The organism is Streptomyces musisoli (assembly GCF_016741855.1).
GTDB lineage: Bacteria > Actinomycetota > Actinomycetes > Streptomycetales > Streptomycetaceae > Streptomyces > Streptomyces musisoli.
The window spans coordinates 40873-54574 of sequence record NZ_JAERRH010000023.1 but is presented as its reverse complement, the minus strand read 5'-3'; the positions used below and the strand labels follow the sequence as shown (position 1 = coordinate 54574).

The 13702-nt window shown below is 69.3% G+C and carries 18 protein-coding genes and 2 pseudogenes; 15 read left to right on the top strand and 5 right to left on the bottom strand.

Going from position 1 to position 13702, the window contains the following annotated elements:
- The first annotated feature begins 28 nt into the window (after window positions 1-28).
- From JK361_RS35090 to JK361_RS42755, 3 genes are all read left to right on the top strand, one after another.
- Window positions 29-625, top strand: a complete 597-nt coding sequence (locus JK361_RS35090; RefSeq protein ID WP_201826155.1) for a DUF2867 domain-containing protein — start codon at window positions 29-31, stop codon at window positions 623-625.
- A gap of 248 nt (window positions 626-873) precedes the next feature.
- Window positions 874-1011, top strand: a complete 138-nt coding sequence (locus JK361_RS35085; RefSeq protein ID WP_201826153.1) for a hypothetical protein — start codon at window positions 874-876, stop codon at window positions 1009-1011.
- A complete protein-coding gene (locus JK361_RS42755) occupies window positions 990-1229 on the top strand; it encodes an SDR family NAD(P)-dependent oxidoreductase (protein ID WP_201826242.1) in 240 nt (79 codons plus the stop codon). The genes JK361_RS35085 and JK361_RS42755 overlap by 22 nt, the downstream gene beginning before the upstream one ends.
- 463 nt (window positions 1230-1692) lie before the next feature.
- On the opposite strand, the gene JK361_RS35075 is transcribed toward JK361_RS42755, so the two are convergent.
- Together JK361_RS35075 and JK361_RS35070 are read right to left on the bottom strand one after the other, a co-directional pair.
- Complete coding sequence (locus JK361_RS35075) at window positions 1693-2139, bottom strand: peptidase inhibitor family I36 protein (RefSeq protein WP_201826151.1); 447 nt, start codon at window positions 2137-2139, stop codon at window positions 1693-1695.
- Window positions 2140-2631: 492 nt separating this feature from the next.
- A complete protein-coding gene (locus JK361_RS35070; protein WP_201826149.1) occupies window positions 2632-4575 on the bottom strand; it encodes a helix-turn-helix domain-containing protein in 1944 nt (647 codons plus the stop codon).
- 117 nt (window positions 4576-4692) lie between these two features.
- On the opposite strand from JK361_RS35070, the gene JK361_RS35065 reads away from it, so the two are divergent.
- Complete coding sequence (locus JK361_RS35065; protein WP_201826257.1) at window positions 4693-4872, top strand: hypothetical protein; 180 nt, start codon at window positions 4693-4695, stop codon at window positions 4870-4872.
- A gap of 268 nt (window positions 4873-5140) precedes the next feature.
- Here the strand turns inward: JK361_RS35065 and JK361_RS42750 are convergent, their stop codons facing one another.
- The gene (locus JK361_RS42750; RefSeq protein WP_372448772.1) at window positions 5141-5344 is read right to left on the bottom strand and encodes an 8-oxoguanine DNA glycosylase OGG fold protein; all 204 of its coding nucleotides are present in this window, start codon (window positions 5342-5344) and stop codon (window positions 5141-5143) included.
- On the opposite strand from JK361_RS42750, the gene JK361_RS35060 reads away from it, so the two are divergent.
- Together JK361_RS35060 and JK361_RS35055 are read left to right on the top strand one after the other, a co-directional pair.
- Complete coding sequence (locus JK361_RS35060) at window positions 5313-5474, top strand: hypothetical protein (RefSeq protein WP_201826147.1); 162 nt, start codon at window positions 5313-5315, stop codon at window positions 5472-5474. The genes JK361_RS42750 and JK361_RS35060 overlap by 32 nt on opposite strands.
- Before the next feature lie 188 nt (window positions 5475-5662).
- Complete coding sequence (locus JK361_RS35055; protein WP_201826145.1) at window positions 5663-6322, top strand: GNAT family N-acetyltransferase; 660 nt, start codon at window positions 5663-5665, stop codon at window positions 6320-6322.
- On the opposite strand, the gene JK361_RS35050 is transcribed toward JK361_RS35055, so the two are convergent.
- Window positions 6319-6558: a hypothetical protein gene (locus JK361_RS35050; RefSeq protein WP_201826143.1), complete on the bottom strand. Its 240-nt coding sequence runs from the start codon at window positions 6556-6558 to the stop codon at window positions 6319-6321. The two genes, JK361_RS35055 and JK361_RS35050, sit on opposite strands and share 4 nt — an antisense overlap.
- Window positions 6559-7201: 643 nt before the next feature.
- Between JK361_RS35050 and JK361_RS35045 the strand changes: the two genes are divergently transcribed.
- The 9 genes and pseudogenes from JK361_RS35045 (at window position 7202) to JK361_RS35005 (ending at window position 12854) form a co-directional block, all read left to right on the top strand.
- The gene (locus tag JK361_RS35045; RefSeq protein WP_201826142.1) at window positions 7202-7843 is read left to right on the top strand and encodes a uridine kinase family protein; all 642 of its coding nucleotides are present in this window, start codon (window positions 7202-7204) and stop codon (window positions 7841-7843) included.
- A 65-nt stretch (window positions 7844-7908) separates the two neighbouring features.
- Complete coding sequence (locus JK361_RS41700) at window positions 7909-8229, top strand: hypothetical protein (RefSeq protein ID WP_236054130.1); 321 nt, start codon at window positions 7909-7911, stop codon at window positions 8227-8229.
- Window positions 8230-8369: 140 nt separating this feature from the next.
- The gene (locus JK361_RS35035; protein WP_011113206.1) at window positions 8370-8540 is read left to right on the top strand and encodes a DUF5670 family protein; all 171 of its coding nucleotides are present in this window, start codon (window positions 8370-8372) and stop codon (window positions 8538-8540) included.
- Window positions 8541-8921: 381 nt separating this feature from the next.
- Complete coding sequence (locus JK361_RS35030) at window positions 8922-9122, top strand: hypothetical protein (protein ID WP_201826140.1); 201 nt, start codon at window positions 8922-8924, stop codon at window positions 9120-9122.
- 340 nt (window positions 9123-9462) lie between these two features.
- Window positions 9463-9702 (top strand): annotated as a pseudogene (locus JK361_RS35025) (type I pantothenate kinase); the annotation flags it as partial.
- Between the two features lie 171 nt (window positions 9703-9873).
- Complete coding sequence (locus JK361_RS35020) at window positions 9874-10881, top strand: DUF6192 family protein (RefSeq protein WP_201826138.1); 1008 nt, start codon at window positions 9874-9876, stop codon at window positions 10879-10881.
- Window positions 10882-10883: 2 nt separating this feature from the next.
- On the top strand, window positions 10884-11303 hold the full coding sequence (locus JK361_RS35015; RefSeq protein ID WP_201826137.1) for a RacP protein: 420 nt from the start codon (window positions 10884-10886) through the stop codon (window positions 11301-11303).
- Window positions 11304-11360: 57 nt separating this feature from the next.
- A pseudogene (locus tag JK361_RS35010) lies at window positions 11361-12207 on the top strand (IS5 family transposase).
- Window positions 12208-12251: 44 nt separating this feature from the next.
- The gene (locus JK361_RS35005; protein WP_201826135.1) at window positions 12252-12854 is read left to right on the top strand and encodes a DinB family protein; all 603 of its coding nucleotides are present in this window, start codon (window positions 12252-12254) and stop codon (window positions 12852-12854) included.
- Window positions 12855-12969: 115 nt separating this feature from the next.
- On the opposite strand, the gene JK361_RS35000 is transcribed toward JK361_RS35005, so the two are convergent.
- Window positions 12970-13413 (bottom strand): HIT family protein, encoded by a 444-nt coding sequence (locus JK361_RS35000; RefSeq protein ID WP_201826133.1) that lies wholly within the window; start codon window positions 13411-13413, stop codon window positions 12970-12972.
- Window positions 13414-13702 lie beyond the last annotated feature (289 nt).

The following is a 13702-nucleotide window of genomic DNA, read 5'->3' as shown; positions in this document are numbered from 1 at the left end:
TACGCCACCGTATAGACAGGGGCTCGGCATGAGGCTTCCCAAGACCGCCCACACTTCCCGTCCCTGGCGCATTCACGCCATCGCCCACGACTTCCGCCTCGAGGACGTCTGGGCGCTGCCCACTCCGGGCAGCCCCGGCGACTGGCCCCGCCTGGTCGCCCTCTTCAGCGGCGCAGGCCCCGCGCAGGAGCCGTTCGTCACCTCGCCCGTCGCCCACGCCCTCTTCGCGATCCGCTGGAAGCTCGGTGCGCTGTTCGGGTGGGACAAGCCGGACGCCGGCCTGGGCGCGCGGGTGCCGACCCTGCGCGACCGGCTGCCCGACGACCTCCGCAAGGACCTGTCGTCCTCCCGCAACCCCCGCTTCACCACCGTCTACGAGACCGAGGGCGAGTGGGCGGCCGAGATCGCCAATCGCACGATGCATGGCGTGCTTCACCTCGGCTGGGTCCCGGACAGCTCCGGCGGCTACCGCGGGCAGATGGCCGTCCTCGTCAAGCCCAACGGCCCCTTCGGTCACCTCTACATGGCGGCCATCAAGCCCTTCCGCTACCTCGGCGTCTACGACAACCTGCTGCGCACCATCGGCACCCGCTGGCAGGCGACCGCTCCCGCCCCCAAGCCCTGACCCCCGCCGCCACTCCGACCGGGGCGGGTGCGCACGGGGGACGCACCCGACCCACACGCACTACCGCCGAGGCGCCCAGCCCCCGTCACTTCGAAGGCGCTCGGCTATGCGACAAGACCACCACCCGCCTGGTCCCCGAGGCTGGCGAGACCTGCAGCCGATCGTCCAGGGCGGCCACACGCGGTGAACCGACACGGCACCGGGGCTGACTACTCTCGCGGCCGCACCAGCGGGGCCGGCTCCGCCTGTTGGTCAGCCACGCCGACTTCGTGGTGACCGGCAGGTTCGCCACCGTTCCGTTGGAGCAGAGCCTGGAGATGATGGGTCTGAACTGTGATGCCCTGGTCGCTCTCGCCCACGTGTTCTGGCACGTGCCCGCGTCCTAGCTCGCCTACGCACCGACCCAGGACCTGGGGCCTACAGCGCCACCAAGGCGTTCGTTCCGTCCTTCTGGGAGGTGTTGTGGGCGGAGTACAAGAAATCCGGCGTCCATGTGCTGAGCCTCTGTCCTGGAATGACCCCCACAGGCGCTGAATGGCCCTGCACCGCCGCAACCGGCCCACCGTGGTCTGCGGCACCAGCAACAAGACACCGCCCACCGTGAGCTGGAGAGCCCATCCCACGGCCGGTGCGCACCAACCCCGGATCCGCGCGCGACACCCAGCTCGCCGGGGTGAAGATCGGCTCCTGGCTGCACCGCCAGCTCACCACCTGGCAAGCCCTCACCCTCGCGCGCACCAGTTGCTGAACTCATCCCCGCCGCCCGCGAGACGATCCGCGTCGACGGCGACACCGTCAAGCTCGGCGCCTGGCTCGCCAAGGCCCGCACCAAGCACCGCGCTCGCCAGCTCCCCGAGGACCATGTACGCCTGGTCGCCGCCCTGTTCGAGGGGGACTGGACGGCCGAGGACGCGGTCCCGGCCGTCCTGGCGTAAGCCCTGCCCCCCCGACTCGGGTGACGCCCTCCGCCGATCTACCGGTGGACCTCCGCGCGCCGCCGGACTCGCGCCCACCTGGACGGCCGGGGGCGCAAGCGGCATGTCGGCCCGTCCCTCTTCGGGCGGCCGTCAGGCGCCGCAGGGGGTGTCGTTGTTGCGGAGGCTGTGGGTGGTGTCGTTGAGCTGGTAGGAGCGCAGGTCGCTGATGGTGCCGCCCTCGCGGCCGACGCAGACGTGCCGGCCGAAGTAGTTGTCCTTCTGGTAGACGCGGGCGGTGCGGCTGCTGTTGTTGATGACGGAGCTGCCTTTGCCGCGGATGTAGTCCGGCAGGTGCCGCACGGATCCGTCGACGGCGCGTTTGACGTAGGGCTGTCCGTTGAAGTTGATGTCGGGGTAGATGCACACGAACCCGCGCGGGCACGCGATCTGGTCCCGGACCGCAGCGGGCGCGCCCGCGGGGGGCGCGGCGTGGGCGGATGCGAGGCCGATCAGTGAGGCGGCCAGGACGGTCGTGACGGCAGCGGTGATCGGCGCGGTAACGCCTGTCCGGGGCGGTCGTAGAGGCAGGAGTCTCATGACATCCCCCTGTCCTGGTGGAACGGTTTGCCATTCCGGTTCCTGCCGGCGTTCATTCGGATGAGCGAGTTGGCGGCAGGGTGTGCTGGGTGGGTTGGCGGCAGGGTGTGCTGGGTGGTGCCTTGCTGGCTGGCGCAGGCGGGGCCCTCGCCCCGGAGCGAGCGGGGCGCTGCAACCACCAGCCCGCCGAACAGGACCGCCAGGCCACGCCGTGCGGAGGCACGAGGAAGCCGACGACGGCCGCGGCGATCAGGAGGTGCCCGAAGGCGAGCCACAGGGCCGCGACGCTCCCCCGGAGGGGCGAGGAAGATGGACGTAGGACTCCAGTTCCGTGTTACCCCCGAGCCGGGACGGGAGCCCCCTTTCGCCCGAGCGGCCGTGCGCAACCCTGCCCGGCCCCTGGGTGCCGTGGAGGGTTACTTGCGGGCACCCATCGGTGCCCGGACTGGCGCCGCGCCACTGCGGGCGTAACCCCTGCGGGCGGGCGTGTGTTCAGGACCATGGAGGGGTCGGTGAACCGTCTGGGTCTAACCCGTACCGCCACCAATTACCGAGATGCTGTGTGGCACCGCCAGTATCCGCGGCGTGCCGGGCCAGGGCTTCGGCGCTCTCTAGGTCCCCGGCCTCCTTCCGCAGCTGCGCCAAGATGACCAGGGCGTAAGCGTCGCCGGCGTCGGCGGCGCGCCGGGCGAGAGCATCAGCGCTTCGCCGGTCCCCGGCCGCCTCCCGTAGCTGCGCCAGCTTGCGCAGGGCGTAGGTGGTGCCGGCGTCGGCGGCCTGCCGGGCGAGGGCGTCGGCGCCCTCCGAGTCCCCAGCCGCCTGGCGCTGCTGTACCAGGTGGGCCAGGGCGTGGGTGTCGCCGGCGTCGGCGGCCTGCCGGTACAGGGTTTCGGCACCCTCCTGGTCCCCAGCCCGCTCCCTCAGGTGCGCCAGCTCGCACAGGGCTTCGATGCTGCCGGTATCGGCGGCCTGCCAACGAAGATGATGTGCCCATTGCAGGCGATACCGATTTTCGGCTGCCTTGGCGAGGTTGCGGAGGTTTTCGGGGTCGGTGAGATGGGTGTGGGCTGCGTGCCAGAAGGAGGCGGGCGGGCAGAACCTTTGGCGTGTCATGCGGCCGTGCTGTTTGAGGTAGTCCGCGAGGCGGAAGACCGGTCCTGCCGCCGGGGTGGGCGTCCTGGTCGGTGCCGGGCTGCCCGGGGGGCGCCGCATGGGGCGGGGGGCTTGTTTGCCGTGGACGGGGTGGGCAAGGGCGGCGAAAGCTGCTTTGAGCCGGTCTTCGGTGAGCTCGTCGTAGTCGTCGTCGGTGAGGTAGTCGGTGGCGGCGTCGATGAGGAAGGCCTGGGGGAGGTGGAGTCCGACGCCGAGGCGGCGGGCGTCCATCGCTACCTCCAAGAGGGCTTTCACGGGCGGGATGCCGTGGTCGTAGCGGCGCACGAGCTCCGGTGCCCCGGCGAGGTCCTGGGTGACGCGTCGGTGAGTGTGGGCGCGGGTGAGGGCGTCCGCCATGAACCGGTCGCCGCCTTGGGCCAGGACGGAGGCGGCCTCGAGCGCCTCCTCGTCGAACGCGTCGGGGACGGTGAGCGTGCGTCCGGTCAACAGTTTGCGGACCCGGCGGTGCGGGTCAGGTGCCTCGGGGCCGGGTAGGGCCATGTAGGAGTTGGCGTACTCGAGCCACAAGGTGCCCAGTACGAGGACCGGCCCGCGGTCGGCGTCGGTGAGCAGGGTGTGCAGTGCGGCCGCGATGCGCTCGCCGACCCGGGAGTGGCCGAGGTAGTGCTGAGCTTCGTTGAGCCATATCACCGTGCGGGGCGCCACCCGGTGGAGGTCGGGGAGCGGGGCCTCGACCGAGGTCGGATCGTACGGGTGCCACAGCCGCCAGCCGTAGGCAGCGAGCGGCTGGACGGCCTCCCAGCACGCCCGAGTTTTGCCGGTCGAAGACGATCCGACCAGGACCAGCATCCGACTGCGACCCCCGGCCGCCTCGCGCACCGCGTCGGCCAGGACGCGGTCATGGGCGCGGTGCACGTAGCCGGGCAGCGCCCGCTGCGCCAAGGCGCCCAAGCTGGCTGCGATGGTGGGGGTTCCGGCGGGATGGACTTCCAAGTCGTGAGGATCCCACTGCGCGATCGGCTTGCCGAGCTCTTCGTCCCAAACACGCACAGGACCGGCCCTCTCGCCTGCCGCGGCCCGGCGCAGCTGAAGCAGCTCCCGCTTCTGCTCGGCCGACAGGCCCAGCGTGCCGGCCAGCGCCGCTACGGTCGCGCCGGACGGAACACGCCCGCCGTCCTTGAAGGCCTCATGGACGGTTGTGCGCGACCGATGCGCCCGGGCGGCGAGCTGAGCTTTGGTCAGCCCCGTGTGGGCCAGGGCGTCTTCCAGTCGTTTGCGCAGCTCGGTGAGCGCCGCCTCACGCTCCTCGGCATTCCCGCTCACCTGCACCCCCAGTGCGTGTGTTCAACGGTGTTCATCATTGTCCGGCCGGACCACGGCGCACACCGTTTCTGCGACCTTCACCCACGTCAACATCCCAACCAGTACGGGGAGATTGCCGTGAACCACATCGCCATCGTCCTGCTCGCCGCGGCTCTGGTCGTCGCTGCCGCGGGCACCCTGGCTCGCTTTGACGGTGCCACTTACCCCACAGCCCTCATGCGTGCGGCCACCACGTTCGCCGCCGTCCTCACCCTTGCGGCCGCCGTCACCGGAGTCCTCGCCGAGTTCCTCGGGTGAGTCGGCCGGCGCCGCCGCACCATGCGTGGCACTCCAGGCATCCGGCGCCTCGCCGCACGGTCTTTGCGCGCCGGGCGTACCCGCAGGGGGCCGGTGCGGCTTTCCATGCGGCAGGTGTGCCGGGCCCGGATGCTCACGTCCACGCGGTGCTGAAGAGTGCGTATTCGAGCAGGTCGGGTGAGGCGTCGGACGGCCAGCCGTCGGTGGACGCCGCCTGGTGGACGGCGGCGTGCAGGAACGACAGGAAGACCTGGTAGCGGTGGGGTGATCAGTCCTGGTCCCTCCAGACCCAGCCGGCGATCGAGCCGTCGGAGTCGTGGCCCGTTTCCCGACCGACCGTTGATGCCAGGGACCGCATGTGCCGGGCCATGATGCGGTCGAGAACGAGCGGCTCAGGGCCGTTCGCCGGCGTCACCGTCTTGCCGGTGAAGTAGAGGAACTTGGTGAAGAACGACGGCCCGAGCCAGGGAATGCGTGCGCTCGCCGTAGCGGCGCAGGTGCTGATCGGTGTTCTGCGAGAGGGCCTGTCCTCCGCCAATATCCAGGCTCAGATCGCCGCTCTGGTCGTCGTCTCGGCCGTCTGTGGCTTCGTGCATCTATAGGAACAGCAGATGTGGACGGGTTTGGGAGGCAGTTGGTGATCGCTCGTCGCTTGGATGTCGACGACAAATGACGGAACTGACGTGACGGAAGCTGGTTCACGTCCCGACACGAGCACGGCTCCCTGGCGGGGGACCGACTGCTGGGAAACCGACGTGACAGGCGATGTCTGCTGAGGAAGACTCGCGTCGTGCGCGATCGTGTAGATACCTCCTCTGGCCTGGTGCTGCGGAGATGGAAGGCCGAGGACGCCCGGGCGGTGATGACCGCGTTCGCGGATCCGCTCATGCGTGCCCAGTCCATCGAGCCGGTCGATTCTGTCCAGGCCGCCGAGCGGTGGCTAACGGCCCGTGGTGACCAGTGGGCTGCGGACTCTTCCTATTCCTTCGCCGTCGTCGACGGCGGTGGCCTCGTTCTCGGCCAGGTGTGTGTTGGCCCAGTGGACCGGCGCCATGCCACTGGATGGGTGTCCTACTGGACGACGGCAACGGCCCGTGGCCGGGGCGTAGCGTCCCGTGCCTGCCGTGCTGTGGCTCGCTGGGCTTTCGACGACGCGGAACTTTTCCGGCTGGAGCTTGGGCACCGGGTGAACAATCCCGCCTCATGCGGAGTTGCTCGCGCGGCCGGCTTCGCGGTGGAAGGACAACAACGACAGAAGCTCGAATACGACGGTGTCCGCTTCGACGTGGAACTCCATGCCCGCCTGGCAACGGATCCGGGGCCCACCAGCACCTTTCACCAGCAGCATCCCGATGCTGCCCTGGCAAGAGACCTGGTGCCTCCCAAACTCATCAACATCACCCGACCGTGGATCGGGGCGCCTCCCAAACCCATCGACAAGGGCAACTAGCACGCCCGCAGCCGGGCCCGCGCGAGCCGGCCGGCGGCCGCGGCCGCCAGCGCCCCCAGCACGGCGGGCACCTCGTGGCCGGTCGCGGCCAGCGCGGTGACGGCCAGGACGACGATGACAATGACGACAGCGTCGCCGGCCGGGAGGCGGTTGGCGAGCGGGTACGCGATGCCGCACTCGGCGGCCACCGCGACGACCGCACCGGCCGTGGCCAGGCGGGCGGAGAAGACGAACATGGCGAGGCCTCGATCGTGGCACCCGACCGCCCCGGCGTGCCAGGCCGATCACGAGCATTCCGGCACCCGTGTCCACACGGACGTGCCGTCGTCACGCGAGGCCTCCACCTCCCATCACCGCAGGTCAGCGAGGTGCGGGCATGGCATTCCGTCATCTTGTCCAATGTGGCGAACCCCGAAGCGGTAGCGCTTTCCGCCACGCTCCTCGAGAAGCGCGGACCGCTGGCCCGGGCACCACACCACGTCCCTGCCGATCACCGCAGTACGAGAAGCGGATGACTCACCACGTTCGCCCGGGCCGCCGTCCCGCAGCAGTCCACGACCGGCGGCGCGCCAGAGAGAGGTTGGACCTTCCCCTCGGCCGGGCGGTGTTGTCAGTGCCGCGCCGTAGGGTGCCGGGCAGTGAGAACTGGCCCGCTCCCCTCGGCGTCCCGCCTGCGCTCAGGGGCCGTCATGCCACGCTGAAGGTCCGCGGCGTCGCCGAGACCGTGCGCAGGTCAACCGAAGATCGCAGCGCTGGCCCCGCTGAACCGGGCCGCGTCTCCCTGCTTGCCAGCGGCGATCACACCGCCGTACATTCCCTGGACCCGGCTTGTCCGGCCGCTTCGTCCACCCCCCTTTGAGCACATGAGGAGCGCCCGTTATGACGGGTGTACTGGCGGTTGCAGGCGGCACCGCATCCGGCAAGTCAACCCTTGCCGAGGCCCTGTCGCTGCAGTGTCCCGAGAGCGTGACGCTGATCCATCTGGACGACTACTACGTGCCCGCCCACGACCCCCTGAGGGGTGTGTGGACAGTCAGCGCCGACGGGCACGCCGTCCTCGACTGGAATCATCCGGGATCGATCGACGAGACAGCGGCGGCACACGCCATCGACGCAGCGCTGCAGCGCCCCGGCGTGCTGCTGGTGGTGGTCGAGGGCCTGTTCGCGCTGTCACTGCCGTCCGTGCTGAGGCGGGCGGCGTGGCGGGTGTACGTCGAGACCCCCGACGACATACGCCTGGCCCGCAAGATCCTCAGGAAGATCGAGGCGCAGCGACAGGACCCCCGACTGTCCCTGCGCAACTATCTGCAGACCGGCAGGGACCGCCACGCGGCCCATGTCGCGCCCTCCCGGGCAGCGGCCGATCTGATCGTGGACGGGACCGCGAGCAAGGCGGAGATGCTGGCGGCCGTCATGCCCCTGATCGGACCGGCGCTTACCTCACCGCCCGCGGCGCCCTCGCAGACCCGAGAGGGATGCGGTGTGCCCGATACCCCCGGGGTCCCGGCGCTCGCGATGTGACATGCCCCGGCGGGCGAGTCTTGGCGAGGGACATCACCGTGCTCAGTACGTACTACGTACGCTAAATGTACGCTCCAGGCAGCAGCCGCTGCGTCCTGGAGCTTGTTCACCGTCTGGTCCACCGCATGCCGATGGCGGAGAGCTGCTCCACCCGCTCCGGGGTGAGCGTGGCGGCCGCTGACGAGTCAGGGCCCTCGGAGTGGACCTTGGACGCGCTGGCTGCCGCCGCCCGGGACCGGGGCATCGAGATCAGCCGCTCCCAGGTGCGCCGGATCTTGCTGGCCGAGGGCGTGCGCTACAGGCCCGGGGATCACCTGCCGCTTCCACTGCTCCGGCGACACACCCTGACCCAGGCCCGCCCACCGCAGTTCACGAGGCGGATCTGAGGTGCATGAGGGGTGGGGCCGGGGAACGATGCCTGGCGTGCAGGCCCGTGCATATGCCCTGTACCTCGCGGAAGTAACTCCCTCTTTGTGGGCTTGTCAGCCTGAGGTAAGGGCACCTGGTGGCCAGGAGGTTGATAACGATGGTTCCCCTGCTTCTGGTTCTTCTGCTGGCCCTGATCCTCTTCGGCGCGGGCTTCGCGCTGAAGGCGCTGTGGTGGATCGCGGTGATCGTGCTCGTCGTGTGGCTGCTGGGCTTCGTCGTCCGCACCGCGGACAGCGGCGGCCGCAAGGGCCGCTGGTACCGCTGGTAGCCGACAGACGCCAGGCGCGAAGAGCGCGCCACGCGTGCGAGGTGATGGGGCTCGGCCGGATACGGCCGGGCCCCACTCGCATAAGAGGCCTTTCCACACGGACGGTTGGGAGGGATCGGGCGTATCGGACGCGCCGCAGGGTACGTGAGTGATGCACCGGCCCCGCAGGCCCAGCAGTGGAACCCTGCTCCTCCTGCCTGCGGGGCCGCTGCGCACGGTGCCTGCTCGACGTATCGGCAGGACGGCCCCCAGTAGCTGGTGGCGAGGTCAGGGCTGCACGAGGCGGTGCAGAGCGAGACAGGCGAGGGGCGCGTAGGCCCTCGTGGTGCAGCCGGATCTGGATGCTCCCCAGGCGTACCCGCCATGTCCAGGTGCGGCGTCATGGTCGACGGCTTCCACGGCGAAGGTGGCACCGAGCCGAGTCCTCTCGAGGGCGGCACCGTCAAGATCGGCGCCTGGCTCGCCAAGGCCCGCCCCCGGCACCGCTCCGGCCGGCTCCCCGAAGCGGACGTACGCCTGGTCGCCGCCCTGTTCGACGGGGACTGGGCGGCCGACGACGCCGTCCCGGCCGCCCTGGTCTGACGCCCCTTTGCCGCTGCACCAGGCCGGCCCGCTTCGCCGTCACGATCACGTCTTCGACTGACCCGGTGCTGTGCCCGGTTGGTGCTCCGCAGACATCTGCTCATGTCCAGGCGCGGCGGGCCTCGTGCCACGCCCCCGCCTGAGCCTGCGCCGCGCCCTTCCCCTGCCTGCTCCTCGAGGAGCCAGTCGGCCATGGAGGCGACCCGCTCGGCGAGTTCGGCCTCCTCAGGGGAGGTCTGCGGTGTGGCAGGAGCGCGCAGGAAGCCGGCCTCGTCGTAGCGGGCCCTGTATGCCGTGCTGGCGCGCCACCACCGGGGGGAGACGACCGTGTCGAATCCCCAAGGCTGGCAAGGGCGAGGTGTCCGCGCCCGTCTACTCCCACCGGATCTACGACATAGTGCCGGGCGAGAAGCTCACCGTGCGTCGCCCGGACACCCTGATCGTCGAGGGGTTGAACGTCCTCCCGGCCGCCCTGCCCGGCAAGGACGGCCGCACTCGGGTCGGTCTCGCCGACTACTTCGACTTCAGTGTGTACGTCGACGCCACCGGCGAGGGCATCAAGCGCTGGTACCTCAGCCGCTTGACCGCTGGCCGAACGCATCCTGGCCCCAACTCCGTTCACTAACCGGTCATTTGCGGTCGTTTGTTGTGATCTTAGGATTTTCGGTCTGACTCTCGGCAACGGATGCGGGTCCTGTCTCGTCACGGCCCGAAGTGCCGTGCCCTGGCCCGTACTTGGGTGGTGAGAGCCATGTCCGAGGAGACCGAGAAGGTCGGTTCCGTCAGCCAGTCCCGCTATGACGAGATCGTGGCCGAGCTGCGGCAGGTCGTCGAACAGCAGACGCGGGGTTCGTTCACGATCGGTGACCGCGCCCTGGAGGTCGAGCCCATGCGCGGGTGGGGCGGCCAGCATGCCGCGCCGGGTCAGGAGCTGTTCACGGTCCGCGAGACGCTGTTCCGCCTGGCCGAGGACATCGGGCTGGCCTACAAAACCGTGGAAAGTGCCAGGTGGACGGCGTCCCGCTGGCCGAGGGAACATCGCCAGGCGGGGGTGTCGTTCCGCGTCCACAGGATCCTTGGGCAGATCGAGAACGAGGACGAGCGGTTCGCGACCATCGCCAAACCTCCCGCGGGCGGGACGCGGTGGACGGTGGATGAGGCCAACCGCAGGGTGGGCCGCCAGGTCGAACGCCCGGCGTCGCCGCAGGAGAAGATCACCGCGATCCACTCGCTGGCCCGGGACGAAGAGGTCGCGGCGACGGTCACCACCGACTTCCTCAAGCGGCCCACAGTCGCGGCGAAGGTGCCGGCCGCCGAGAAGGCCCGCGTGGTGGAGGAGTTCACCCGGGACGAAGCGGTCGCGACAACGGCCGCGACGAACCTGCTGCGCAGGCCGGACGTCGCGTTCAGGGCAATGAGCGACGACACCGCCCGCTTCCACGTCAACCAGGCCCAGAACGAACGCAGCCGACAGGCCCGCGAGCACTTCGAGGACACCAGCCCGGTCGCCCCGGCCATCCGGCACATCGACCGGACGGTGGAGTTTTTGGACCTGGTCACCGCCTGCCACTCCTTCGTCGCCGCGGCCGGCCGCACCGTTCCCGGCCTGCGGGACCGCACCCTGAGCGACGACGAACGCACGATCGTGCACCAGAACGTCGCGAAGGTGCGGGCGACGCTGGACTGGATCGAGACCGCCGTGGACACCGGCAAGGTCGACATGGACGACGAACTGGCCCGTCTGCTGAAGGGCGAATAGACATGCCCCGCGCCTCACGGCGACGGGGTGATGCAGCCAGACGCCACGCGGACACCCTCCGGTTCGTGCTGTTCGAGGCCAGACCCGCCGGCCTGGAATTCCCTCAGCTGGTACGCGCCAGCGACCTCTCCCCGAGCCAGGTCCATTCCGGGCTCGCCGCACTGAAGGACCAGGCCGCGGAGAAGGGCTGGCCCCCGCTGACCTGGAACAGGGCCACGGGCTACCAGCTCGGAGCCGAGCGGGACGTGCTGGAGGCATACGAACGGGCCGTCGTCAGGGAGAAGCTGACCGAGTTCCGTCGGTTCATCACTGGCACCGTCGCCCCGCACGCCGCCGCCCACCCGGGCGACAAGTGGGTCAAGCACATCGTCGCCCAGCTCAACTCGATCGAGTCCACCCTCGACCTCATCGCCAGCTCCTGACCCGCGGCGGGACCGCCCTGCGGGCGGCCCCGCCGCGCTCGCTCGAAGGCACCCGCCATGCGCCGACGCCGCTACCCCTCGGACACCACGAACGCGGAATGGGCGCTGCTCGAAGGACTGCTGCCCACCGGCCTGCGAGACCAGCAAGGGCGGCCAGCCGGAGAAGCACCCCCGCCGCGAGATCGTCGACGCGATCCGCTACGTCGTGGATACCGGATGCAAGTGGCGGGCTCTGCCTGCGGATTTCCCGCCCTGGCGCACGGTCTGGGGGTTCATGGCCCGCTGGGCCGCCGCCGGGATCATCGGCCAGATCCGTGACCAGCTCGCCGGGCGGATCCGCCGCGACATGGGCAAAGGCCCTCGCGCGGTGGCCACGGTGATCGACTCCCAGAGCGTGAAAGCCGCAGAAACCGTCTCCAAGGCCACCCGCGGTTACGACGCAGGCAAGAAAATCAACGGGCGCAAGCGCCACCTGGTCGTCGACACCCGCGGTCTGCCTCTGATGGTCATGGTCACCCCCGCCGACCTGCACGACGCCGCCGCGGCGAAGGAAGTCCTCTTCCGCCTGCGCCTGATGCACCCCGAGATCACGATCGTGTGGGCCGACTCGGCTTACGCCGGCAAGCTCGTCGACTGGGCAAAGCAGCACCTCAACCTGACGATCAAGCCGGTCAGCCGTCCCAAGGACGCCTCCGGCTTCGTCGTGCCGCCCCGCCGCTGGGTCGTCGAGAGGTCGCTCGCCTGGATGATGCACGCCCGCCGCCATGCAAGGGACTACGAACGGCTCATCCAACACTCCGAAACCTTGATCACCTGGGCCGCCATCACCCTCATGACCAGGCGCCTCGCCCGCAAAGGCGCCACTCCCAGCTGGCCAAGGAAACCCGCCCAGGCCAGCGGCTGACCGCCACTTGAGCGCATGGTCCGCACATGACAGGCTCGTGGCCCATGATCGATGATTTTGCGAAGAAGTATCTGCACAACGATCTGCGAGAGATTCGCAAGGCGATGCTCTGGAAGCTCGACGGGCTGAGCGAGTACGACGTCCGCCGCCCCCTGACGTCGACGGGTACCAACCTTCTCGGCCTGGTCAAGCACCTGTCGCTCTGGGAGTCCAGGTACTTTGGCGAGGTCTTCGACCGACCGTTCCCCGAACCCCTGCCCCGCTGGGACGACGCCAAGGCGCATGGCACCGACATGTGGGCGACCGAGGACGAGACACGCGAGCAGATCACCGACCGCTACCGTCGCGTCTGGGAGCACTCAGACGCAACCATCAACGCCCTCGCCATCGACGCCCCCGGCCACGTGCCCTGGTGGCCACGCCCCAACGTGATGCTGTTCAACATCCTGGTCCACACGCTCACCGAGACCAGCCGGCACGCCGGACATGCCGACATCCTGCGCGAACATCTCGACGGTTCGACAGGGACAGCAGCCGAGCACGCGATCCCGAACCGCGACGCGGCCTTCTGGGAAGCCCAACACGCGCAGATCGAGCGAGCCGCCAAAGCAGCAGCCGATGCGAGGTCTGACGGCATTGGCCGTTGACAATCCTCTGCCCCTCAGCCCGGACAGCTCCTGGAATCAACCCCTGATCCGCAACGCCGCACCTTCAGAACACGCACTGCCCCACGTGAGACCGTGTCCCGGAGAGCGATGGTCGTCAGTACGGGCCGGCGTCGAGGGCAGCAAGGCCGCCACGCACGGCAGCAGCCGTCTTGTCGAGCTGGTCTCGCTCCTGCACACGCCAGTCAGCATCGATGCGGAATGGGTCACCTGCGAAGCGGGGGAAGACATGCAGGTGAACGTGGAAAACTTCCTGGAAGGCTGCTTCGCCGTCCGCAAGGAACAAGTTGACGCCCTCGCATCGCAAGCTTGACCGGCGCAGTGCGCGTCCGAGCTGATGCGCCACTTTCCAGACCTGGACGCCGGCGTCCTCCTGGAGATCCTCCAGTCCCACCGCGTGCGCCTTGGGGATAACCAGCAAGTGGCCTGGAGTGACAGGCTGGAGATCCATGAAGGCGATCACCGAGTCATCTTCGTGGACGATGCTGGCGTCCGCCTGACCTCTCGCTATTGCACAGAAGATGCATCCGTCGTCCGCCACAGCATGCCCCCTCAAGACGCGAACTACCCCGCGCCGCTCACAACATCAGAAGCGGCACACAGGCGCGAGCGAATTTCACCCAAGTGGACACGCTCAGTGGCCGCGAGCCTGGCCGCCGCGACGCGCATGTCCCGCCTACCACGGTGTGGACGGCACCCGACCCGACTATGACACCGGGCACGGCGTCAAGGTACTGGTAATGCTGGACCCCCTGCTCGCCTGTCCGGTGTTCGACCACTTCGCCAACGTAGGGCTCGAGGTACTCAGCACCGAGGCTTAGAAACACGCA